General features: G+C 72.4%; 20 protein-coding genes. 5 read left to right on the top strand and 15 right to left on the bottom strand.

Translation table 11 applies throughout. From position 1 onward, the window contains the following. Positions 1-178: 178 nt before the first annotated feature. A complete protein-coding gene (locus ACZ56B_RS07030; protein WP_468787102.1) occupies positions 179-2,581 on the bottom strand; it encodes a bifunctional SulP family inorganic anion transporter/carbonic anhydrase in 2,403 nt (800 codons plus the stop codon). A 345-nt stretch (positions 2,582-2,926) separates the two neighbouring features. Between ACZ56B_RS07030 and ACZ56B_RS07025 the strand changes: the two genes are divergently transcribed. After that, positions 2,927-4,213, top strand: a complete 1,287-nt coding sequence (locus ACZ56B_RS07025; RefSeq protein WP_468787100.1) for a polysaccharide deacetylase family protein — start codon at positions 2,927-2,929, stop codon at positions 4,211-4,213. Positions 4,214-4,216: 3 nt separating this feature from the next. Here the strand turns inward: ACZ56B_RS07025 and ACZ56B_RS07020 are convergent, their stop codons facing one another. Further along, on the bottom strand, positions 4,217-5,197 hold the full coding sequence (locus ACZ56B_RS07020; RefSeq protein WP_468787098.1) for an ATP-binding protein: 981 nt from the start codon (positions 5,195-5,197) through the stop codon (positions 4,217-4,219). 101 nt (positions 5,198-5,298) lie between these two features. On the opposite strand from ACZ56B_RS07020, the gene ACZ56B_RS07015 reads away from it, so the two are divergent. Next, positions 5,299-6,162, top strand: a complete 864-nt coding sequence (locus ACZ56B_RS07015; protein ID WP_468787096.1) for a Fic family protein — start codon at positions 5,299-5,301, stop codon at positions 6,160-6,162. Positions 6,163-6,599: 437 nt separating this feature from the next. On the opposite strand, the gene ACZ56B_RS07010 is transcribed toward ACZ56B_RS07015, so the two are convergent. Next, entirely contained in the window at positions 6,600-7,433 is an 834-nt protein-coding gene (locus ACZ56B_RS07010; protein ID WP_468787094.1) for an HAD family hydrolase, read from the bottom strand. A gap of 579 nt (positions 7,434-8,012) precedes the next feature. Between ACZ56B_RS07010 and ssd the strand changes: the two genes are divergently transcribed. Together ssd and ACZ56B_RS07000 are read left to right on the top strand one after the other, a co-directional pair. Further along, positions 8,013-9,119, top strand: coding sequence for a septum site-determining protein Ssd (gene ssd / locus ACZ56B_RS07005; RefSeq protein ID WP_468787092.1), 1,107 nt, complete (start codon positions 8,013-8,015; stop codon positions 9,117-9,119). Then, entirely contained in the window at positions 9,116-10,111 is a 996-nt protein-coding gene (locus ACZ56B_RS07000; protein WP_468787090.1) for an ATPase, T2SS/T4P/T4SS family, read from the top strand. Before ssd ends, ACZ56B_RS07000 begins: the two co-directional genes overlap by 4 nt. Here the strand turns inward: ACZ56B_RS07000 and ACZ56B_RS06995 are convergent. Together ACZ56B_RS06995 and ACZ56B_RS06990 are read right to left on the bottom strand one after the other, a co-directional pair. Then, on the bottom strand, positions 10,062-10,247 hold the full coding sequence (locus ACZ56B_RS06995) for a hypothetical protein (RefSeq protein WP_468787088.1): 186 nt from the start codon (positions 10,245-10,247) through the stop codon (positions 10,062-10,064). The two genes, ACZ56B_RS07000 and ACZ56B_RS06995, sit on opposite strands and share 50 nt — an antisense overlap. Beyond that, positions 10,244-10,597 (bottom strand): hypothetical protein, encoded by a 354-nt coding sequence (locus ACZ56B_RS06990; RefSeq protein ID WP_468787086.1) that lies wholly within the window; start codon positions 10,595-10,597, stop codon positions 10,244-10,246. The genes ACZ56B_RS06995 and ACZ56B_RS06990 overlap by 4 nt, the downstream gene beginning before the upstream one ends. Before the next feature lie 150 nt (positions 10,598-10,747). Between ACZ56B_RS06990 and ACZ56B_RS06985 the strand changes: the two genes are divergently transcribed. Next, the gene (locus ACZ56B_RS06985; RefSeq protein ID WP_468787084.1) at positions 10,748-10,993 is read left to right on the top strand and encodes a GntR family transcriptional regulator; all 246 of its coding nucleotides are present in this window, start codon (positions 10,748-10,750) and stop codon (positions 10,991-10,993) included. A 103-nt stretch (positions 10,994-11,096) separates the two neighbouring features. On the opposite strand, the gene ACZ56B_RS06980 is transcribed toward ACZ56B_RS06985, so the two are convergent. From ACZ56B_RS06980 to ACZ56B_RS06935, 10 genes are all read right to left on the bottom strand, one after another. Further along, the gene (locus tag ACZ56B_RS06980; RefSeq protein ID WP_468787082.1) at positions 11,097-11,474 is read right to left on the bottom strand and encodes a hypothetical protein; all 378 of its coding nucleotides are present in this window, start codon (positions 11,472-11,474) and stop codon (positions 11,097-11,099) included. Further along, a complete protein-coding gene (locus ACZ56B_RS06975) occupies positions 11,464-11,895 on the bottom strand; it encodes a hypothetical protein (RefSeq protein ID WP_468787080.1) in 432 nt (143 codons plus the stop codon). The genes ACZ56B_RS06980 and ACZ56B_RS06975 overlap by 11 nt, the downstream gene beginning before the upstream one ends. Further along, a complete protein-coding gene (locus ACZ56B_RS06970) occupies positions 11,895-12,128 on the bottom strand; it encodes a hypothetical protein (protein WP_468787078.1) in 234 nt (77 codons plus the stop codon). The genes ACZ56B_RS06975 and ACZ56B_RS06970 overlap by 1 nt, the downstream gene beginning before the upstream one ends. Positions 12,129-12,130: 2 nt before the next feature. Further along, on the bottom strand, positions 12,131-13,048 hold the full coding sequence (locus ACZ56B_RS06965; protein WP_468787076.1) for an N-acetylmuramoyl-L-alanine amidase: 918 nt from the start codon (positions 13,046-13,048) through the stop codon (positions 12,131-12,133). Positions 13,049-13,118: 70 nt separating this feature from the next. Then, on the bottom strand, positions 13,119-13,916 hold the full coding sequence (locus ACZ56B_RS06960) for a LysM peptidoglycan-binding domain-containing protein (RefSeq protein ID WP_468787074.1): 798 nt from the start codon (positions 13,914-13,916) through the stop codon (positions 13,119-13,121). Positions 13,917-13,930: 14 nt separating this feature from the next. Beyond that, positions 13,931-15,457 carry a right-handed parallel beta-helix repeat-containing protein gene (locus ACZ56B_RS06955; RefSeq protein WP_468787072.1) on the bottom strand — a complete coding sequence of 509 codons (1,527 nt, stop codon included), beginning with the start codon at positions 15,455-15,457 and terminating at the stop codon, positions 13,931-13,933. A 1-nt stretch (position 15,458) separates the two neighbouring features. Beyond that, positions 15,459-16,403: a hypothetical protein gene (locus ACZ56B_RS06950; RefSeq protein WP_468787070.1), complete on the bottom strand. Its 945-nt coding sequence runs from the start codon at positions 16,401-16,403 to the stop codon at positions 15,459-15,461. 2 nt (positions 16,404-16,405) lie between these two features. Next, positions 16,406-17,590: a siphovirus ReqiPepy6 Gp37-like family protein gene (locus ACZ56B_RS06945; RefSeq protein ID WP_468787068.1), complete on the bottom strand. Its 1,185-nt coding sequence runs from the start codon at positions 17,588-17,590 to the stop codon at positions 16,406-16,408. Positions 17,591-17,603: 13 nt separating this feature from the next. Next, positions 17,604-18,578: a phage tail family protein gene (locus tag ACZ56B_RS06940; protein ID WP_468787066.1), complete on the bottom strand. Its 975-nt coding sequence runs from the start codon at positions 18,576-18,578 to the stop codon at positions 17,604-17,606. Then, positions 18,579-21,377, bottom strand: coding sequence for a hypothetical protein (locus tag ACZ56B_RS06935; RefSeq protein ID WP_468787064.1), 2,799 nt, complete (start codon positions 21,375-21,377; stop codon positions 18,579-18,581). Positions 21,378-21,406: the final 29 nt, after the last annotated feature.

Below are 21,406 nucleotides of genomic sequence, written 5' to 3'. Positions count from 1 at the left end.
CATCAGACCTGGGGTGCGCTGACAAGGGCCGACGGCAAAGTGGTTTAGACCTGTGAGGGGTGGGGGCGGGGCCGCCGTCGTCCCGGTCACCCGTTCCCACGGCCCCCGGCGCAGACCGGTTCAAGAGGTGTAACGCCTCTCACACTCGCCGGGGTCCCTCACGCTCCTCAGGGTTCCCTCACCCGGCCGGTTCCATCGCCCGCACCCGCTCGAACACCCCCTCCCCGTCCCGCTCCGTGAGGAGGTACGCCTGGGCCTCGCCCACGTGGAAGTAGAGCCCGTGCAGCTCCAGGGTCCCGTTCTCCAGGGCCCGGGCCACCGACGCGTGGGCGCGCAGGTGCTCCAGCTGCTGGATCACGTTCGCCAGGCACAGCCGCTCGACCGCGTCGGCGGGTGTCCGTCCGGCCAGTCGCACCCGGGGGCCGAGCCCGTCGTCCATGCGCTCCAGGCTCGGCAGCCCGTGCCGCAGCCACCGCCCCAGCGGCGTGCCGGCGCCGCCCGGCTCCGGTGCGAGCAGCGCCTGCATCGCACCGCACCCCGAGTGGCCGCACACGGTGATCGACCGCACCGCCAGTACCTCCACGGCGTACTCGAGGGCGGCCGCCACCGAGTCGTCGCCGCTCTCCTCGCCGGGTGGCGGCACGAGGTTGCCGACGTTGCGCACCACGAACAGGTCCCCCGGGCCGCTGGAGGTGATCATCGAGGTGACCAGCCGGGAGTCGGCACAGGTCAGGAACAGCTGCGCGGGCCGCTGGCCCTCGCGCGCCAGCCGGGCCAGTTCACCGCGCACCAGAGGAGCGGTGCGGCACTGGAACGCGCTGAGGCCCCGCACCAGTTCGTGCCCCGCGGTGCCGGACGGCTCCGGCCCGTCCGCGCCGGACGCGATCGGCCGTCCACCGCCGCCCGGCACGGGCCCCGGGTGGTCGCACTGGTGGTTGCGCCAGGCCGTCCAGGGCCGGCAGCGGCAGGCGGCGCCGGGCGCGCCGGCCTGCCCGCTCCCGTCCGCCGGGTGGCCGGCGAGTGCCGCGGGCTCGGCGATCCGGACCCCGGCGCGGCGGCCGGTGATCTCCACGGTGCCGCCCCGCGCGGTGTGCGTGCTCTGCCAGTCCTGCAGCGTCTCGTAGGCCGCGTGGTCCATAAACGACCCGTCCAGCGTCACCACGGCGTCGGTCCCGTGGGGGACCAGATGCAGGGTGCGGCTGAGCCGCGGCACCGCGAGGAACGTCAGCTGCCCCCGTACGTGGACGTGGTGGGTCCCCTCCTTCTCCTCGTGGGTGATGCGGGTGCGGGTGAGGCGGTGCAGGGCCACGCCCACGGCCGCGGCGACGCCCAGGGCCACGCCCTCCAGGACGCCGAGGGACACCACGCCGAGGGTGGTCACGGCGTAGACCGGGACTTCCCGGTGACGGGTCACCGTGCGGATGTGGTGCAGGGACACCATCTGGACGCCGACGGCCATCACCAGGGCGGCGAGCGAGGCGAGCGGGATGAGCTCCAGGAGCGGGACCATCAGCAGCGCGGCGATCACCACGAGACCGCCGTGCAGCATCGTGGAGTTCCGGCTCACGGCGCCCGCGCGCACATTCGCGGAACTGCGGACGGCCACCCCGGCCACGGGCAGTCCGCCGAGGGAGCCGGAGACGACGTTGGCCGCGCCCTGCCCGAGCAGTTCGCGGTCCAGGTCGGACCGCCCGGCGCGGGCGGGGCCGGGGCGGCCGGACACCAGCTTGTCCACGGCGACCGCGCCGAGCAGCGACTGCACGCTGCACACCAGGGTCGTCGTGAGCACGGCGGCGGCGAGGCCGAGCACCGGCCCCTCGGGCAGCCCGGCCAGGGCGTGGTTGCGCCAGGACGGCAGGTCCACCGCGGGCAGGGCGAGGCCGGCCGCGCCGGCCACCGCGGTGGCTCCGGCGACGGCGACGAGCGCGGCCGGGACCGGGCGGGTCACGCGTCCGATCCGGCCGGGCAGCCGGGGCCAGGACAGCAGCAGGGTCAGGGTCAGCACGCTCACCGACAGGGCCGCGGGGTGCAGGTTCGCCAGCTGGGCGGGGAGCGCGCGGAGGTTGTCGGGGACGGAGCTCTGCGGGGTGCCGCCGAGGACGATGTGCAGCTGGGCGACGGCGATGGTGACGCCGATGCCGGCGAGCATGCCGTGCACGATCGCGGGGCTGACGGCGAGCGCGCCGCGCGCCACCCGCAGACAGCCCAGGCCGAGCTGGGCGAGCCCGGCGAGGACGGTGATGGCGCAGGTCGTCCGCCAGCCGTAGTGCTGGATGAGGTCGGCGGTGACGACGGTCAGCCCGGCGGCCGGACCGCTGACCTGGAGCGGGCAGCCGCCGAGCCGCCCGGCGACGAGTCCGCCCACGGCGGCGGCGACCAGTCCCGCCTGGAGCGGTGCGCCGGTGGCGAGGGCGATGCCGAGGGACAGGGGAAGGGCGATCAGGAAGACCGCGATCGAGGCCGACAGGTCGGCGCCCGCGATGCGCGGGAGCCGCGGCCCGGTCGGCGGCGGGCTGTGGGGCGGATGGGCGCGCTCGGTCCGATCCGAGTCGGAGGCGCGGGCGGGAACGCAGGCGGACATGGTCTCCCGTCTCTTCCGGGTCTGCGCGGTCGCGGAAAGGGTGGGTGCCGCACGGTGGCGGGGCGATCGCGGGTAGGGCGGTCACGGCAGGGGAACGGCGTGGGACGGCGGGATTTATCAACAATGAGTAAACGAATCGTAATTCAGAGTAAAGAGAAGTCCTGGGCTTTCCAGGCAAATGGGGTAATCAGTCATCCCTGTGAGTGAAGTGGCCATTTCATCGGCTTGTCGTACTTATTCCTTCTCAGTTCCGTGCGACGTTGGCGGCGCTGCCGGTCCGGACCGGCACAGCACCAGAGAGCGCCCCCGTCGGGGCCGGCCCGAGAGAAGGAAGAAGGTGGGCGGATGGCCGCCACCCACAGGATCGCCGCGGGCACCGTGGTCGCCGCGGTGTGCGTCGCCTCGCTCGCCGGCTGCGGGGCCGGCGAGCGAGGCGACGGCGAGCGGGAGAGGAACCGGCAGAAGGGGAGCAGGGAGAAGGCCGAGCCGGCTCCCGCGCCGAAGAACGTCGTCAAGCTGATCGGCGACGGCTCCACCGCGTACACCGGGGCGCAGCCGCACCTGCCCCGGCCCGAACGGCTGAAGCCGGGCGAGAAGCCGCCGCAGTTCGTCGTCTTCTCCTGGGACGGGGCGGGGGAGGACGGCCAGCGGCTCTTCTCCCACTTCCGCAAGGTCGCCAAGGAGAACGACGCGACCATGACGTACTTCCTGAGCGGCGTGTACCTGCTCCCGGAGGAGAAGCGCGACCTGTACCGCCCGCCGCAGCACTCCCCGGGACGCTCCGACATCGGCTTCAACGACCGGCAGGGCATCGCCGACACCGTGAAGCAGCTGCGCCTGGCCTGGTTGGAGGGCAATGAGATCGGCACCCACTTCAACGGGCACTTCTGCGGCAGTGGCGGTGGGGTCGGCGAGTGGTCGGTGGCGGAGTGGAAGGACGAGATCGCCCAGGCCAAGCGCTTCGTGAGGACCTGGAAGAGCAACACCGGCATGGAGGACGCGGCCCCGCTGCCCTTCGACTACGACAAGGAGCTGATCGGCGCCCGCACCCCGTGCCTGGAGGGCCGGGAGAACTTCATGAAGGCCGCCCGTGACCTGGGTTTCCGCTACGACACCAGCGGCGTCAACAACCAGGTGTGGCCGAAGAAGAAGCTGGGCCTGTGGGACCTGTCGATGCAGCTCGTACCCTTCCCCGGGCACTCCTTCGAGCAGCTCGCCATGGACTACAACTTCATGGTCAACCAGTCCGGCACCACCACCCAGGGCGACCCGGCCAGGCACGAGCTGTGGGGTGACCAGATGCGGGACGGTCTGCTGCGGGGGTTCGACCGGGCCTACCACGGCAACCGCGCACCCCTGATCATCGGCAACCACTTCGAGTCCTGGAACGGCGGCACCTACATGCGCGCCGTCGAGGAGGTCATCGAGACGGTGTGCACCAAGTCCGAGGTGCGCTGCGTCTCCTTCCGGCAGCTCGCGGACTGGCTGGACGCCCAGGACCCGAAGACGCTGGCGAAGCTGCGCACCCTGGAGGTCGGTCAGGCCCCGCAGCAGGGCTGGAAGTCCTTCCTGGCCGCCGACCCCGCCCCGGCGCCCAAGGGGGCGCCGGGAACGCCGACGGAGACGGGGTGAGGGTCAGGCGGGCGTCGTAGCCCTCTCGCCGAGCACGAAGTCGGGGTCGACCTGCGCCGCCAGGTCGGCCCCGGTGCGCTCGTTGCCCCACGACCGGGCGTTCTTCAGGTGGAAGTGCACCATCTGGCGGGTGTAGCGCTCCGCGTCGCGCAGCCGGTACGTCGCGTCGGCGGCCGTGTGCAGCAGGCGCAGGGCGCGGCGGTTCGGTTCCTCCAGGAGGGGGAAGCGGGGCGGCCGGCCCTTCTCCATGGCCCGGACCCAGTCCGAGTGCCCCACCGTCACGAGCAGGTCGTCCCCGACCTCCGCGCGCAGGAAGTCGAGGTCGTCCGGGCCCTGCACCTTGTTGCCGACGACCTTCAGGGTCACCCCGAAGTCGCGGGCGTACTCCTTGTACTGGCGGTAGACGGAAACGCCCTTCCGGGTCGGCTCGGCCACGAGGAACGTGATGTCGAAGCGGGTGAACATGCCGGAGGCGAAGGAGTCGGAGCCGGCCGTCATGTCCACCACGACGTACTCGCCGGGGCCGTCCACCAGGTGGTTCAGGCACAGCTCCACCGCTCCCGTCTTGGAGTGGTAGCAGGCGACCCCCAGGTCGGCGTCCGTGAAGGGGCCGGTGACCATCAGGCGGACCGCCCCTCCGTCGAGGTCCACCGGCCGTGCGCAGGCGTCGTAGACCGGGTTGTCCTCGCGCACCCGCAGCAGCCGGGAGCCCGCGCCGGGCGGTGTCGTCTTGATCATCGTCTCGGCGGACGCGATGCGGGGGTTGGTGCCGCGCAGGTAGTCCTTGATCAGCGGCAGGTGCTCGCCCATCGCGGGCAGCGCGGACGCCTCCGCCTCGTCGAGGCCCAGTGCGGCTCCGAGGTGCTGGTTGATGTCGGCGTCGACCGCCACGACCGGGGCGCCCTCGGCCGCGAGGTGACGGATGAACAGGGAGGACAGGGTCGTCTTTCCGCTGCCGCCCTTCCCAACGAAAGCAATTTTCATGTTCACCAAGAGTAGTGGGTCATTTGCTCGGGGTGATGGTCCGGCGTGAAGAAGACCACTCCAACGTGGGGTCCGCGTCCGGGGTGCGTAGGGTCTTACCCATGAGTACGACAGGCGCGACCGCCGGCCCGCCCCCGAGCCCCCGGAAGGGGTCGAGCAAGGGAGACCCCCTCGCGGCCCTGGGCTCCCTGCCGGGAGTGGCCGACTCCGTGGAGTCCGTGCGCAAGGCCGTGGACCGGGTCTACGGGCACCGGGTCATGCGGCGGCGCAGCAACGAGATCACCTCCGAGGCGGCGCTGCGCGGCGCCCGCGGCTCGGCGGCGCTCTCGGGCGCCGACTGGGCCCTGGAGGAGGTGCGCCGGCGCAGCGACTTCGGCGGTGACGCCGAAGCGCGCACCATGGGTGCGGCCCTGCGCCTGAGCGCCGAGGCGGGGCAGCTGCTGTCGATCTGGCGGCAGTCGCCCCTGCGGGTGCTGGCCAGGCTGCACCTGGTGGCGGCGGCCGACAAGGCCGAGCGGGTCGGACGGCCCCGGCAGGAGGGCGAGCCGGTCGACGAGCCCCTGATCGGGCTCGGGCTGCCGAGCGCGGCGGAGGCGCACGGCCGGCTGGAGGGGCTGTCCGAGCTGGTCATCGCGGGCAGTTCCGCACCGGCGCTGGTGACGGCCGCCGTCGTCCACGGCGAGCTCCTCGCCCTGCGTCCCTTCGTCTCCCACAACGGCCTGGTCGCGCGGGCGGCCGAACGGATCGTCCTGATCGGCAGCGGTCTCGACCCGAAGTCGGTCTGCCCGGCCGAGGTGGGGCACGCCGAACTGGGGCGCGAGGCCTACCTGGCGGCCCTGGAGGGTTATGTCTCCGGCACGCCCGAGGGCGTGGCGGCCTGGATCGTCCACTGCGGACGCGCGATCGAACTCGGGGCGCGCGAGTCGACGGCGGTGTGCGAGGCGCTCCAGCGCGGGGCGGCGTGACGGGCGCGGGGCGCGGAGGGAACGAGAAGGGAAAAGGAAAGGGGCCCGCAAGGGCCCTTGCGCAGGGCGTGCAGGTAAATGCGGCGGTACGAGGACTCGTACCGCCGCTGGCATGTCGACCGGGTTACCAGGCGTCCTCGATATGTGCCCATCAGGTCGGGACTTTGCCCGCCACCTGGTGCGGCTGGCCCGTAATCGACGGGTCGACGTCGCGTGGGTGCCCGGTGTCCATGCGCGGTCCGTGGGGCCGAATGCGTGGTGAAGGTGATCCTCTCGGATGTCCTTGGTCTCGCGGGCCGTCAATTCCTTTGTACTCCAGGACCGGGACAAGCGGAAGTGCGGGCCCTGCTTCTTTACTTTTGGATTCAAACAGGCGGGAAACGGACGCCGGTACGCGGGGCGGCGGCCGGTGGCCGGCGGAGCGCTCCACCGAGGGGTCAGGCCGCCGTCGCGCGGCGGCGGCTGGCGTACCAGACGAGGCCCGCGGTGGCCGCGGCGGCCCCTATGGCGGCCGCCGCGACCAGAGCGGGGCGCGGCGGCACGGAGAACGCGGGGAAGCGCTGCTTGAGCCGGACGGGCCGGTGGAAGTCCAGGATCGGCCACTCGCGCGCGAGGGCCTCCCGGCGCAGCGCGCGGTCCGGGTTCACCGCGTGCGGGTGGCCCACCGACTCCAGCATCGGCACATCGGTCACCGAGTCGCTGTAGGCGTAGCAACGGGCCAGGTCGTAGCCCTCGGACTCGGCCAGTTCCCTGATCGCCTCGGCCTTCGTCGGGCCGTACGCGTAGTACTCCACCTCGCCGGTGAAGCACCCGTCGTCCCCCACGGCCATCCGGGTGGCCACGACCCGGTCGGCGCCGAGCAGTTCGCCGATCGGCTCGACGACCTCGGCACCGGAGGTGGAGACGATCACCACGTCGCGGCCCGCGACGTGGTGCTCCTCGATCAGGGCGGCGGCCTCGTCGTAGATGATCGGGTCGATCAGGTCGTGCAGCGTCTCGGCGACGATCTCCTTGACCTGCCGGACGTTCCAGCCGCGGCACAGCGCGGACAGGTACTTGCGCATCCGCTCCATCTGGTCGTGGTCGGCGCCGCCGGCCAGGAAGACGAACTGGGCGTACGCGGTGCGCAGGACCGCTCTGCGGTTGATCAGGCCGCCTTGGTAGAACGACTTGCTGAACGTGAGGGTGCTCGACTTCGCAATGACCGTCTTGTCCAGGTCAAAGAAGGCGGCTGCGCGGGGCGACGAGTGGTTTTCCACGCCCTTGAGCATAGGCGCAGCCCATTCGGCGTAAGGTGGGGCGTGTGGGTTTGCCTGAGAGGCCTCTCGGGTACACCATGGAAGTCACGGATCGTTCGCGACCGTGCTAACCCGGTCCGACTCCTCCCCCCCCGAGTCGGCCGTGGGGACGACCCCCGCTCTCCCCCCCGGCGGGGGTCGTCGCATGTCCGGGTGGGTTTTCCCTCTTTCTCCGCGGTCGAGGCGCCGTTGTGGTGCGGCGGGTGGGAAATGATTGTCATGCGCATGAGTAGTTACTTCCGGTAGTCACCGGACTGCTCTGCGGTCATCGCGCAGGAGATGCGCGGGGCTCACCGGTATGGGTGACGGCGATATTCACAACGGTCGAGGCGTCCACAGTTTTTCACCAAGATCCACACGGTTTTCCCGATCGCTGCACCGTGATTCCAGCGCGTTCCGCTCGTCACGGGTTCACACCCGGTTCGTCGTTCGCCGGGACGCGCGCGGCCGGTTCACGCCCCCCTCCCCGGGGAGGCCGCTCGCCGGCCCTTCACACGTTCGGACCGCGGGGCCGCAGGGTTCCCGCGGAAGATGCAGCAAAGAGGGACGAACATGGCCGGAACCGTCACACGCGATCCGCTGCCCGCCGCCGGAGGGGGCCGCCAGGGCGCACCGCTGATCGTCACCGAGGACGCCGGACTCCTCGACGACCTGCTGCGCCTGTGCGCGGCGGCCGGCGCCACACCGGAGGTCCATCACGGGGTGCCGGAACCGAGGGGCAGCTGGGAGGCCGCGCCGCTCGTCCTCGTCGGCGACGACGCCGCGCGGCGGGTGCGCGGGGCCCCGCGGCGACGAGGGGTGGTGCTGGTCGGACACGACCAGGACGATTCCGGGGTCTGGCGGCGGGCCGTCGAGATCGGCGCCGACCACGTGCTGATGCTGCCCGACGGCGAGCAGTGGCTGGTGGACCGCATCGCCGATGTGGCGGAGGGCGTGGGGCGGCCCGCCCTGACGGTCGGCGTCATCGGCGGCCGGGGCGGGGCCGGGGCGTCCACGCTCGCGTGCGCGCTCGCCGTCACCGCCGCGCGGGAGGGGATGCGCACGCTCCTGGTGGACGCGGATCCGCTGGGCGGCGGTCTCGACGTGGTGCTCGGCGGGGAGACGGCCGAGGGACTGCGCTGGCCCGCGTTCGCCGCCTCACGCGGACGGGTCGGCGGCGGGGCCCTGGAGGAGTCGCTGCCCGAACTGCACTCCCTGCGGCTGCTCAGCTGGGACCGCGGCGACCGCGTCGCCGTACCGCCCCAGGCCGTGCGCGCGGTGCTCGCCGCGGCGCGGCGCGGGGGCGGCGCGGTCGTGGTCGACCTGCCGCGCCGCGTCGACGAGGGGGTCGCCGAGGTCCTCGCCCAGCTCGACCTCGGACTCCTCGTGGTTCCCGCGGAACTGCGCGCCGTCGCGGCGGCGGGACGCGTCGCCTCCGCCGTGGGGATGGTGCTGCGCGACCTGCGGGTGGCGGTCCGCGGGCCGTACGCGCCCGGTCTGGACGACCGCGAGGTGTCCCGGCTGCTCGGCCTCCCCCTGGCGGGGGAGGTGCCCGTCGACCCGTCCCTGCGGCGCCCGCACGGGACGGGGCGGCCGCCCGGGGCGTCGGGCCGGGACCCCCTGGCCCGCTTCTGCAAGGAGTTCTGGGAGCGGGTGCTGGTGGAGGCGAGGGCGGCATGAGGGGGACGCCGGTGACCGGGGCGGGGATGCCGCCGGGTCTGCTCGACGGAGTGCGGCGGCGGCTGGCCGAGAGCGGGGCCGAGCCGACGCCCGCGCGGGTGGCGCAGGCGCTGCGGGACCAGGGACGGGTGCTCGGGGACGCGGAGGTGCTCCGGGCGGCCGAGCAGTTGCGCTCCGAACTGGTCGGCAGCGGGCCGCTGGAACGGCTCCTCGCCGACGCGTCGGTGACGGACGTGCTGGTGTCCGCGCCCGACCGGGTCTGGGTGGACCGGGGCGGAGGGCTGGAGCTCACCGACGTCTCCTTCCCCGACGCGGTGGCCGTCCGGCGCCTCGCGCAGCGGCTCGCCGCCGTGGCCGGCCGGCGCCTGGACGACGCGCGGCCCTGGGTCGACGCGCGCCTCCCCGACGGGACGCGGCTGCACGCGGTGCTGCCCCCGGTGGCCGTCGGCTGCGCCTGCCTGTCGCTGCGGGTCGTCCGGCCCCGCGCCTTCACGCTCGACGAACTGGTGGCGGCCGGGACGGTGCCGCCGGGCGGGGACCGGGTGCTGCGGGCGCTGCTGGACGCCCGGCTGTCGTTCCTCGTCAGCGGGGGCACCGGCAGCGGCAACCCCAATCTACCGCTACAACACCACTGGATTGATCTTGCTTGGAAGGGTGGGCACTGGCGCCCACCCATGGCCCTGACCTGCGTTTTTGCGGGCCGATTCGGCGTGTCCGGTGATCACCTTCGAATCGAAGGTGAGCGCGAAAAAGCGGCCCCGGCCGGCATCGGCGTACCGGTCGGGGCCGCAGTTTCCGCCCGCCCTCAGAGCACGGGGCCGCGGGGTGGGCGGGGCTGGTGGCCTCCGTTGGGTGGGCGGCCCGTCCCCGACGGGGGGCAGGGGGCGGGCCGCCCGGTCCCGCTACCGGCCCGGCCGGCGTACTGCGGGCCGGGAGCGGGAGTCAGTGGACGCAGCGGCGGATGTGGACGTTGCAGTCGGAGACCCGCGTGAGGTCACCTGCCTGCCGGGCGGTGTCTCGCCTGCGGGCCCAGGCCTGGCAGTTCTTGCAGCCGGGCGCGGGCACCGCGTCGGGGAGCGGCAGGCCCAGGTGCACCGGGCCGTCCATCGTGAGCCCTCTCGTCGTCACCGGCGGGCCTCCCGCGGGTGGACCTCGAGGGCCAGGGCGCGCAGGGCCTCCCGGTCGTCGCACCGCTCGCCGGCGTCGCAGGTCCGGCACCGGCGGGGGTGGAGGCTGACGATGCGGCGGGCCTCGGCGCAGACGCACGGGGTGCAGCCGCGGGGCCAGATGCGGGTGCCGTCCGGCGCGGGCCGCTCGCCGAGGTCGCGCGCGGTCTCAGCGGTGAGCGGCTGACTGCACCAGACGCAGACGGCGCCGCGGCGCTGCTCGTCGGAGAGGCCGAGGAACTGGGGCAGCGGCAGCATGGGCAGCGCGCTGCTATCTGTCCGTAAGGCGGTGGAGTACGTAGGCTCTGGCACGTCGACGCTCCTTGTCAGCGTTGGCCATGCCCCCGGACCGGTCGCTCGGTCGCGGGGGTCTTCTCGTGCTGAAACTACTCCGCTTGTCAGCACTTGTCAGGTGACGTCACATGACGAGAAGCATCGTCGTATGCCTCCTACGGTCGATATATGACCGTGGACCTCGACGGCCCGGACCCGCTGTACGAGCAGATCGCCGCGGTCCTCGCTGCCCGCATCGCTGACGGCACCTACCAGCCGCGCCGGCGCATCCCCTCCGAGGCGCAGCTCGTTGACGAGTTCGGTGTGTCCCGGCCGACCGCCCGCGCCGCGGTGCAGCTGCTCGTCGAGCGCGGCCTGGTCCGCACCGTGCGAGGCAAGGGCTCCTTCGTGGTCGACTCCCCGCCCCGGGCATGACGAAGCGCCCCCGCCCTCCCCATGAGCGGGGAAGGCGGGGGCATACGGGCGGCGGGGTGAAGTCGTCCCGGGCCGGCCTCCCACGACGGGGCCGGTCCGGGACTCACAACCCGACGTCGTGCAGGTACGGCCGGGCCTCGTCGGGCACCGGCTGCGGTGGCGGGGGCGGCTCCAGCCGGGACTGGCGCGCGAACGCGACCAGGGTGCGGAGCCAGCCGGCCAGGTACCGGAGGGCGACGTCCTGGGCCGCGAGCCGTTCCCGGTCCCGCTCGGCGTCTTCCTCCTGCTCGTCGATCCTGCGCTCCAGGCGCTCGATGTGCTCGCCGAGCTTGTCCGTGACAGCGGTGAAGTCGTCCCGGCGCTCGGCGCCGCGCGGCCGGCGTGGCTGGCGGCGGCCGATGACGACCTGGGCGATGCCGCCGACGGCGGTGACGGCGGCGACGGCCAGTGCGCTCAGCGCGGTCAGCATTTCAGGGCTCACGGGGCGGCTCCGATCGTGCCGGGGGCGGCTCTTCCCAGCCGACCGCCACAAGGCACACGGCTCCGAACGCGCCGAAGATCATTGCGACGACCCACCCGTGGGGGGCCTGGTCCAGGGGCCACCACGAGAGCAGGTACGCCATGGCCCACGGCATGGACACCAGCCACACCGCGAGGAAGCCGGGCCAGTCCCGGCGGGGTGGGAGCCAGGCGCAGACCAGGGCGAGCACTCCCGCCGTGATCCACACCCAGCCCCAGAAGTCGAGCGGGCACAGCTTCAGCAGCAGCGCCAGCCCGTCCTGGTCACCCGTCGGTTGGACGATCTGCCCGGAGCCGTAGCCCGTGGCGACGATGCCCTTGCAGGTGAGGAGCGCACCGCGGCGGCCCAGACGTCGGGTGAGCCGCCGGACCGCCGCCCGCATCAGACGCTCCTGACGACGCTCGCCGGGTCCTTGCTCGCGGGCAGGGTGGACGCGGTGCCCTTCCGGCCGACCCGCTTGGCGATCCAGGCCTTCACCGACGCGGCGGCCAGCGCGACGGGGGCGGCCCACCACACTGGCAGGTCGCCGAGTTCGACGACGACCAGGCCGAGCGCGGCCTCGGCCCCGGTCCACCCGGCGCGCTCGCCGAGGTCCAGCAGGAACTTGCTGTCCATGGTCAGTCCTTCACGTCGAAGCCGTGCCGCTTGCCCAACTGGACCAGCGACGTCTTGCCGGGGATGCCGTCGGCGTCGTTGCCGCGGTAGCCGAGGTGGCGCTGCCACGCGCTGTACGCGGCGATGGTGGTGGTGCCGAAGTGACCGTCCGAGTAGCGCTTCGAGAGCAGGCCCTGGTCGACGAGGGCGGCCTCCACGGTGCGCACCCCGGCGTAGGTGACCGGCTGGCCGGACGCGCGCGGGTTGGCGCGGGCGGCGGCCACCAGCTGGGACAGGTCGACCACCGGCCGCCGCGGCGCGGGCAGGGCCGGGGCCGGGGCCGGCGTCTTGTTGCCGAGCCGGTTCCCGACCCGGCCGCGCATCGAGGACATCGTGAAGCCGCGCGGGTCGACCTTCCCCGGCTGCCACTCCAGGTGTCCGATCACGGACCGCTCGTTCCAGCCGTGGTACCGGCACACCGCGGCGGCCGCGCGTTCGATGGCCTCCAGTTGGACGTCCGGCCAGGGGTCGGTGCCGTCGCCGAGGTTCTCGCACTCGAAGCCGTAGAAGTGCCGGTTGCCGTCGGTGTTCAGCTCGTTGTCCGCCGGGAGGGGCTGCTCGGCGATGACGGCGCGCAGCACGTCGTCGTCGCCCAGTCCCGCGTGGTTCGCGCGGCCGTAGCCGACGAGGTGCACGCGGCCGTCCTTGGTGATGACGCCGTGGCACAGCGGGCCGGGCAGGCCCGGGTAGCCGCGGCGGCAGAGGTCCACCGTGTGAGCCGACCCCTTGGTCACGGTGTGGTGGATGAGCACGCCGTGCATCGGGCCCCAGGGGCCGGCGTGGTTGCGGTGGTGGGCGCGCCAGTCGCCGACCTCGACGACGTCCAGGCCCTCGTCGAGCAGGGCCCGGAGGAAGGAGTTCGCGGACATGGGTGGTGCCATGGGTCCTCCAGGGCATGAAGAAGCCCCGGGCCCGGGCGGGGCGCGGGGCGGGGACGGTACGGGGGCGGAGTCAGTGGCTGTGGGGGATCTGCAGGGCCCGCCAGATGGTCTCGTTGGGGTAGCCGGCGTAGGTGCCACCCGGGGAGCCGCATGTGACGTGCCAGTTCCCCCACGCGTTGAGGTCCGCCTGGCCGATGTCGGCGGTCACGTTGAAGCTGCCGGCGCCGACGGCGACGAGCCGCTTGCCCGCTGCGGCGACCAGCGGCGAGGTGCGTCCGATGCGGAAGAAGTCCTGCCCCGGGTAGGGGGCGTAGGTGGCGGCCGTCCCGGACGACGTCTTGATCAGGGCGGGGTCGTTGACCCAGTTCGGGTCAGCGGTCGCCATCGGCGAGCAGTACCGGGGGTAGCCGTAGCCGTACACGGCGGCGTCGGCCCGGTTGCGTACCCGCAGGTAGACCCCGTCGCCTTCGGCGCCGCCGGTGCTGTTGGTGTTGCCCTCGATCGTCCAGATGCGGGTGGCGTCGTACTGGTAGACCAGGCCGGTGTGTTCGTGGCCGTTCGCCCCGAGCATGACCTGCGCGCCAAGGGCTGGGTACCAGCTCCACCGGCCCCAGCTCTGGTAGGTGGTGATGGCCGTGCTGCAGGCCGGGGTCTGCGGCATGATCGTCACGTCCCCGGCCCGGTGTGCCAGCCACAGCAGGAAGATCACGCACCACGACTGGCCGTCGAACCCGGCCATGCCGGGTGTCTCCTTCGCGTACTTGTTCAGGTTTGTCCAGGTGCTTCCGCTGCGGTCCTCCTGGTACTTGATGGCAGCCTCCTGCTGCCCGAGGGTGATCAGGGTCTGGGGCGCGATCGCGGCGGGCACGGGGGCCTCCAGGGTTAGGACGGGTCGAGGATGCGCCAGCCGACCGTGGACGTGTCGGTCGCGCTTGTCGACTTGATGACGAACGAGGTGCCGGCCGTGCGGGCGTTGACGTAGGGCGCGCCGACGGTGCCGCCCGGCGTCTGGGTGGTCAGTACGACCACGCTGCTGGCGGTGATCGCGGTGGTGGTCACGGTGGCGGTGCCCGCCGCTAGGACGGCGGTACCCATACGGGCTGCGGTGCCGCCGCTGGGGACGACCGTGCGGCCGGCCAGGACCACGGAGCCGTCACCTGGGTCGACCCGGGTGACGGTGCCGGACAGGCTGTTCGGCCGCACAGCGGTCAGGCCGAGCACCGTGGCGGTGGTGCCGGTGTCGGTACGCAGGCACGTCGTGGCCGTCGGCACGGGCGCCGCTTCGGTCACGCCCGACAGGACGACGCCCTTGGCTCCGCCGGTGAGCCAGATGCTGGTGCCGTCGGACTCCTGCGTGGTGAACCCAGTGATGGTGGGTCCGGTGCCGCCGTAGACGGTCAGGCCGGTGGTGCACTGCTCGGCGCCGCAGCCGGTGAGGGCGACGGACGTGCAGGAGTCGAGCCGGTACCCGGCCGGTGACTGCTGGACGGCGCAGGCGGTCAGGCTGGTGTAGGCCATGCCGTCCAGCCAGTACCCGGTCGTCACGCAGCCCTCGGCGCTGCAGCCGATCAGGGAGGTGGAGGCGCCGCCGAGGACGGTGTCCTGCGGGGCCTGCAGGTGGAACCCGCTGCCGCCGCAGGTGCGGACCCGCACACGGTGCAGGATGCTGCCCGCCAGCTGGTGGCAGAACACCCCGTCCCCGCCGAAACTCTGGATCATCATGTCGCGCAGGGTGATGCCCGAAGTCGCCGGTGCGGAGAACCGGGTGAAGCGCACGCCGCTACCGAACCCGCGCCCGGGCCCGGACAGCTGCAGTCGCTCCAGGGAGATGCTGCTGACGTCGGTGCCGACGATGCAGTCGAGGTTGGGGTTCGTCGACTGCAGGATCGACACCCGTTCACCTGCGCCGATCGCGTTGACTCCGCTGGCCCAGGTGAGTGCCGCGTTCAGGATGTAGCGGCCCGCCGGGACGTACAGGGTGCCACCGCCCGCCGTCGAGGCCGCGGCGATCGCCGCCTGGATCGCGGGGGCGTCGTCGGTGACGCCGTCGCCTACTGCCCCGTAGTCCCGGATGTCCAGCCAGTCCAGGGCGGCACTCCCCGACGAACCTCCGCCTCCCCCCGTGGTGGGGAGGTTGTGCGCCTCGATCCACACGCGGGAGGAACCGCCGGCGTCCGCCCACATCCCGGTCACCTCGTCCGGGCCGAAGAAGCGGGGCAACGCCCCGTCCTCGGTGGCTCTCACCGACGTCATGGGGGTGCCGCTCGCGTCCTGCAGATCGGTGTACTGGGTGCCGTCGGTGGGCGAGTCCCAGAAGGTGATCACAGCGCCGGCGCCCACGGTCCAGACTCCACCCGCAGGGGTCACCACGTAGTCGGCGATACCCGCGCCGTATGCGTGCCTGGCCATATCAGCCCACCCTCGCCCACGAGACCTGGCCGGGGAGGACGACGTCGCCCGTGGTGAGCTGCGGGTGCGTCGTCAGCCACACCTGCCCGGGCCTGTTCCGGTCGTTCGCCGCGTAGATGGTCACGTTGCCGATCCTCACTCCAGTGATGTAGGCGATCACTCGGATCGATCGCGTCGGGTGCCGGTAGGCAGCCGGGATCAGGACCGGCAGCCGGGACTCGGTGGGCCCGGCGAGGGTGCCGCCCGTCCGCTCGAAACCGCCCATCCTCAGGTGCACGGCGCCGGCCTGGTAGTCGAGCACCGACTCGGCCGTCGTCTTCCACCCCGACACGGTGGAGTCGACCACGTGCCAGCTGCTGTTCTCGTAGACGGTCTCCCAGGTGGACCCGGACCAGACACGGACCGTGCCGGTGTCCGTCTCGTAACACATCTCGCCGCGCACCGGGTTGGGGTTGCGGGTGGTCGACGTGCACGGCCGGGTCCGGGCGCCCACGTACAGCTCCTCGCGGGTCACGGATACCGACGACGCCCCGTTGGGGACCGTCGCCCGGGCGAGGGGGATCTCGTAGACACTGCTGTCGCCGGTCGACTGCACCAGCGCCGGAGCACCGGCCCCGGGCGAGCCCTGCTTGATCACGGCGCGCACGGTCCACGTGGACCGGTCGAGCCGGAGCACCACCCGGTCGGTGCGCGGCTGCCCGCCCGTGTTGGCCGGTATGGGGAGGGTGTCGCCGGTAGGCCCGGACGTCCAGCCGTGACCGCGCAGCGACGCATGCACGTCCGCCCGCACGTTCACCGTCAGGCCGACGCCCGCAGTCACGACCGGATCGTCAGCGGGGGTGCCGTAGACCCCGTCGTCGGAGAACCGGGCGGCGAGCCGCTCGTACTCCAGGTCGGTCACGGCCCGGTCGTTGTGTCCTGGGCTCGGCCACGACTCTTGCGCCACGGCTATCTCCCTCTCGCTTCGATCTGTCCCAGGCGGTAGGCCAGGTCTCGCACTGTCCAGACCAAGCGGGACGTGGTGGTCTTGTCGTTGTTGCCGATCACGGAGGTGACCAGCTCCCCCTCGTCGGGGGTGGCCTCGAGCCGGATGGTCTGCACGATGTCGGAGATCTCCAGGCCGGTGGGCAGGACGACGGCGACCTGGTCGCCGAGGCCGTAGTCCCGGCCGGCCTTGAGGTCCTCGGTGTCCACCGTCACCGTGGCCAGCGACGCCTGCGGGTTGTCGTTGCCGAAGGCGAGCAGTCCGGCCTGGGTGAGTTCGCCTTCTGAGTCGTCCTTGCCGGACTGCTCGATCAGCTTCTCCACCCGGTACCAGTCCGCGGCCGCGCCCGAGGTGACCTCGACGTAGACGCGCTGGTTGGCCGGCTCACCCTCACCCGCAGGATCGGCGGGGTCGTTGCCGCCCATCACGAGCTCGGACGTGCCGGTCGGCGCGCCCATGGTGAAGGCGACGGAGCGCAGGTTGCCGAGCCCGTCGGAGAACCGCGCGGTGCTGGTGCGGTCGGCCGGGGCGTACACCCCGAACCGGATCTGGTCGCCGACCTGCCGGGTACGGAAACCCAGTCCGTCGGACACGGCGGCGGTGCGGCAGGCGTCGAGCAGGGGCTCGAACCGGGTGGAGACGGTGCGGGTGCTGCCGACGCCGGCCACCGTGTCGAGGACCAGCTGCTCGATGCGGCGGGCGGCCAGCGCGCCCGGCCCGCAGTTCTCGTTCACCAGCGTCCGGATGATCGTCTCCGCATTCGCGGTCAGCTTGCGGACGACGTCGCTGGTCCTGGTCTGGCTGGCGAACGTCTTCGTCGGTTCGGGGTAGGTCAGGTACCCGGCGATCCGTGCCAGGTCGTCGGAGAACCGCACGGTGACCGTGCCCACGCCGGCGTTCTGCGCGAGGTCCCACGCGTAGTCCTGCGGCTGTTCCATCGGCCCGGCGCACCAGATGCTGCCGTCCCTGATGACGACGAGGCGGTTGCCGGGCTGCAGCAGCTCCATGTGTTCCGGGTAGGCGGGAACGGCCACCGCCCCGGCCGCGGGCGCGTTGAAGTTCAGCTCGCACTCCAGCTTCGTCCACCCCGTGATCGGGTCACCAAGGACGTTCAGGTTCTTGTCGGTGACCAGGAGCTGGATCGCCACGGAGCCCCCTTCGTCATGCCGTCTCGTACCGGGGGTAGAACGTCAGGTCGACGGCGCTGCCCGCTTCGGCGCCGTTGAGCTGGAACGTCACCGGCGTCTCACCCGGGGGCAGGGACCACAGGACGGCCTCGGGCCAGTTCAGTCCGGCCACGAGGTTCTCGCCGGTGCCGGACCGCACCCGCGGCGGGTCGGTCGACACGGTGACGGTCTCGCCGGCCAGGAGCGGGCCGTGCGGGGTGGCCGTCATGTCGAGCGTGAAGGACTCGCCGGTGTCGTCCCGCGTGAAGGTGATCGCCGACGCGGGGCCGGTGATCGTCCACTCCGGCCACACGTCGGCGTCGCCGGGGTTGGACACGGTCGTGGCGCCGAGGACCTGCGACGAGGACACCGACGGATAGGGCACCAAGTAGTCCACCTGCGTGCCGGTCTCCCGGTGCACGGTCTGCGGCTGGACGTCCACCCAGTACGGGTCTTCGCACCACAGGGTGAGCACGGCCGAGTCCCAGGTGATGCCGGTCGCCGTGCGCCCCTGCCCGTCCCAGCCGGAGCTGTAGAACACCTCGATGCGGCGGGCGGTGCCGTCCGGGCGTGCCACCTCCAGTACGCCCGGCACCGGCCGGCGGTCCGGCCCGGGCCGCAGCGTCCGCAGGAACGCCCGCCCCAGGTTCCGCCAGTTGGTGGTGAACGCCATGTGGTCGGCGCCCTTCACCAGCACCGGCCACACGATGGTGCGGGCCTGCGCCTGGACGTGCCGCAGCCGCGCACCCCCGCGCGGGTGCGGGTCCGAGGTGAGCACGTAGGGTGCCGCGCCCAGCCCGGACACGCCCTCGGCGAGGGTGTACCAGTCGGCGGTCAGGTCGGTCATCGGCCACCGGGTCCCGGCCGGGTCGATGTACGTGACCGACGCGAAGCCGACCTCCGGCAGGTCGACCGGTGGCGGGGTGGTCGGCTCCTCGGGGGTGACGACCGGTGCTGTGATCAGGGGCATCTACCTGGGCCTCCCCACACGCTGCCGCGCCTCTTCCTGCCGCTGCAGCAGCCGCAGGTCCTCGACGTCGATCACCGACTTGCGCGGGTACACCTGGTACGTCACCGACGGCCGGTCCCCGCCCGCCCCGGCCACGGCCGCCACCGGAGCGGCGGGCAGGCCAGGAGGGGCGGCCCGTCCGACCGGCAGACGGCCCTCGTTCAGCGCCTCCAGGAACTTCAGCCCGTACCGCTCGACTGCGGACGCCCGGATGACGAACTCCCCATTGGACAGCCACGCCGGCACGCTGTCCGACATGGCGGTGCCCGGACCCACGATCGGGCCGCCGAACGGCAGGAACTGCACGTCGCCGCCGTTGGCGTAACGGCCGACCGGGCCGCCCTGCGCGGACCGGAGCTGAGAGCCGTGGGACCCGCTCCTGCGTGCGGCGCTGCCGTCGCCCACCACCACATACCGGGTGGTGACCGTGACCGTCCTGTCCTTCAGCCGGGACAGCTGGTACTCGGCCTGCTTGATCTTCCGCTGCAGGTCGCTGATCTCCGCACGCACCGCCGCCTTGCGGGAGTCCGGCACGCTCTTGAGCCGGGCCTTCGCCCGGTCGAGCTTCTCCTGCAGGTCCTCCATGTTGCCGCGCAGCTTCGCCGTCTTGTCCGGCGTCTTCAGGATCTGGTCCGCCAGCGCCCGCGCCTGGTCCCGGTTCAGGCCCATCTGCTGTGCGTTCTTGATGAGCTGCTCACGGCCCCGGGCGTAGATCCCGTTGACCGTCTCCCACGACTCGCCGTTCTCCCGTGCCGCCGCCGCCGCTTCATCGGTCTTCGCCGCGAGGTCGTTCAGGGCGGTTGCCGCGGTGCGCTGCTTCTCCGTGTTGACGACGAGCTTGCCGCCCTGCATGTCGAGGACGCCGGCGTTCTCCTGTGCCGCCTTCGTGGCCGCGTCGATCGCCGCCTCGAACCCGATCATCCCCGACAGGCCCTGTCGCTGGACGTCGTTGAGGGCCTGGATCGACTGGCGCAGGCCGTCGGCGCTGGCCTTCTGCGCATCGAGCCTGCTCTGCACCTGCTGCGCCTGGGCGCCGAACAGGCCCATCGACTCGGCTGCGAGCTTCTGCTCGAAGGCCTGCGCGGCGAGCGCCTCCTTGTAGTTGTCGAGCTTGCCCGTGAATTCCTCGAGTTCCTCGGCGTTCATGCCTTTGGTCATGGCGGCCAGCGCAGCCGCGGCCTGGTCGGCCTTGCCGCTGCTGACCAGGCTTGCCAGGCCCTCGTCGATCGAGTCGATGCTCTGGGTGAACTCCTCCATGGAGTCGCTCGCGTCGAGGATTCCGTTGGTGACGTCGGCGCCCCAGTTGTTGATGCTGTCGGCCACGCTCGGGTCGATGACCTTCTGGAGCTGCTCCCGGAGCTTTCCGAAGTCCTTCCCGAACTGCTCGGCCACGTAGCCCGTCGCCTTGCCGGTCCGCCCGAGTTCACCCAGCGAGGTCGTCAGCTTGTCGACGTCCAGGGACGCTGGCTCCCCGGCCTGCGACAGCTCCGACAGGGCGATGACGAGGAGCCCGATCCCGGTACCGGCCAGGGCTAGCTTGGCGCCCTTGGAGAGGGCTCCGATGGCGGCCGTGGTGGCGAGCAGCGGGCCGGGGGCCCCGGCCGCCGCCGCGCGCATCGCGCCGATTTGCACGCCGAGCGCGGCCAGGCCGGCGCTGATCGCAGCACCGCCGGCCGCCGCGAGCTTGACCGCCTTGACGGCGATGGCCAGCTGCAGCAGCACGGCGATCGCCTCAGGCGGCACCGCACTGACGATGCCGGACAGGGCGTTGATGACATCGAGCATGCCGACACCCACACCGGAGCCCGCCTCAAGGACGTTCAGTAGGGCGTCGGCAATGTTCTCCAGCGTGTCCCCGACCAGCGGGCCCGCCTGCTGGGCGTAGTCCCACCACTGCCGTAGGGCGCCGCCGTTGAACTCGCCGGACTCCAGCTTGGACAAGAAGATCGTCAGTCGGTCGATGCCGTTGTCGAGGGTCTCGTTCGTGAACTGGGTGAACCGCTGGTTCAGCGCATCGAACCCCGGCGTGGAGATCGCGCCGCCGACGAGGGTGATGAGCCGGTCGAACTGCGTGGATGCGCCCTTCACCAGGCCCGTCGTCTTCGGCAACAGCGCGTTGGCGACGGCGACACCCTTGGTGAACGGGCCCATCACGTCGTCGGCCAGCGAGTCGGACCACTCCTGGTAGGAGTCCTTCAGCAGACCGACGGCGACCGCGGCCCTCTGTGTCGCCGGGGGCATCTTCTCCAGCTGCCGCTGGTACGCCACCTGCGCCTCGATCGCCTTCTTCGAGGTGGCGCCCGACTCGGCTACGGCCTCCTCGTACTTCTCCTGCGCCTCCAGGGCCTCCCCGATCGCGACGATCTGCGGGCCGAGCGCGAGCGCGTAGGCGCCGGCCGCCACGCCGACCGCGCCGAGCTGCCCGGCGAGGACGGCCGCCGAGCTCGCCAGGCCCGCCGCGGCCGGGATCGCCGCGGGCAACAAACTGATGAGGTTGGCCTTGAGGGACTGGCCCAGCTTGCTGGACGCGTCCGACAGCGACGTCATGCTGCGCTGGACCGTGCCCGTGCGGTCGTCGACCAGGGCCTGCGCGTCGGCCAGCGACAGGAAACGGCCCTGCAGGTCGCGCAGCTGGCCGTCGGAGTCCGCCGTGATGCCGGCCAGCCGCAGCCTCAACCGATCCGCCGAGTCGGCGGTGCCGTCCAGCACCCGGCTCAGTTCGTCCCGGCCGGCCAGCGTGAAGGTGAGACGCTCAGCCACGGCTCACCCCCTCAGCGATGCGACATGCC

Source organism: Streptomyces sp. NPDC034670 (assembly GCF_055574875.1).
Note: the sequence above shows the minus strand (reverse complement) of the source record. Positions and strands in the feature narration are given on the sequence as shown.

Coding starts and splice junctions, on each gene's coding strand:
- ACZ56B_RS07030 (WP_468787102.1), bottom strand. CDS start 2,581: ATGTCCGCCTGCGTTCCCGCCCGCGCCTCCGACTCGGATCGGACCGAG.
- ACZ56B_RS07025 (WP_468787100.1), top strand. CDS start 2,927: ATGGCCGCCACCCACAGGATCGCCGCGGGCACCGTGGTCGCCGCGGTG.
- ACZ56B_RS07020 (WP_468787098.1), bottom strand. CDS start 5,197: ATGAAAATTGCTTTCGTTGGGAAGGGCGGCAGCGGAAAGACGACCCTG.
- ACZ56B_RS07015 (WP_468787096.1), top strand. CDS start 5,299: ATGAGTACGACAGGCGCGACCGCCGGCCCGCCCCCGAGCCCCCGGAAG.
- ACZ56B_RS07010 (WP_468787094.1), bottom strand. CDS start 7,433: ATGCTCAAGGGCGTGGAAAACCACTCGTCGCCCCGCGCAGCCGCCTTC.
- ssd (WP_468787092.1), top strand. CDS start 8,013: ATGGCCGGAACCGTCACACGCGATCCGCTGCCCGCCGCCGGAGGGGGC.
- ACZ56B_RS07000 (WP_468787090.1), top strand. CDS start 9,116: ATGAGGGGGACGCCGGTGACCGGGGCGGGGATGCCGCCGGGTCTGCTC.
- ACZ56B_RS06985 (WP_468787084.1), top strand. CDS start 10,748: ATGACCGTGGACCTCGACGGCCCGGACCCGCTGTACGAGCAGATCGCC.
- ACZ56B_RS06975 (WP_468787080.1), bottom strand. CDS start 11,895: ATGCGGGCGGCGGTCCGGCGGCTCACCCGACGTCTGGGCCGCCGCGGT.
- ACZ56B_RS06970 (WP_468787078.1), bottom strand. CDS start 12,128: ATGGACAGCAAGTTCCTGCTGGACCTCGGCGAGCGCGCCGGGTGGACC.
- ACZ56B_RS06965 (WP_468787076.1), bottom strand. CDS start 13,048: ATGGCACCACCCATGTCCGCGAACTCCTTCCTCCGGGCCCTGCTCGAC.
- ACZ56B_RS06955 (WP_468787072.1), bottom strand. CDS start 15,457: ATGGCCAGGCACGCATACGGCGCGGGTATCGCCGACTACGTGGTGACC.
- ACZ56B_RS06940 (WP_468787066.1), bottom strand. CDS start 18,578: ATGCCCCTGATCACAGCACCGGTCGTCACCCCCGAGGAGCCGACCACC.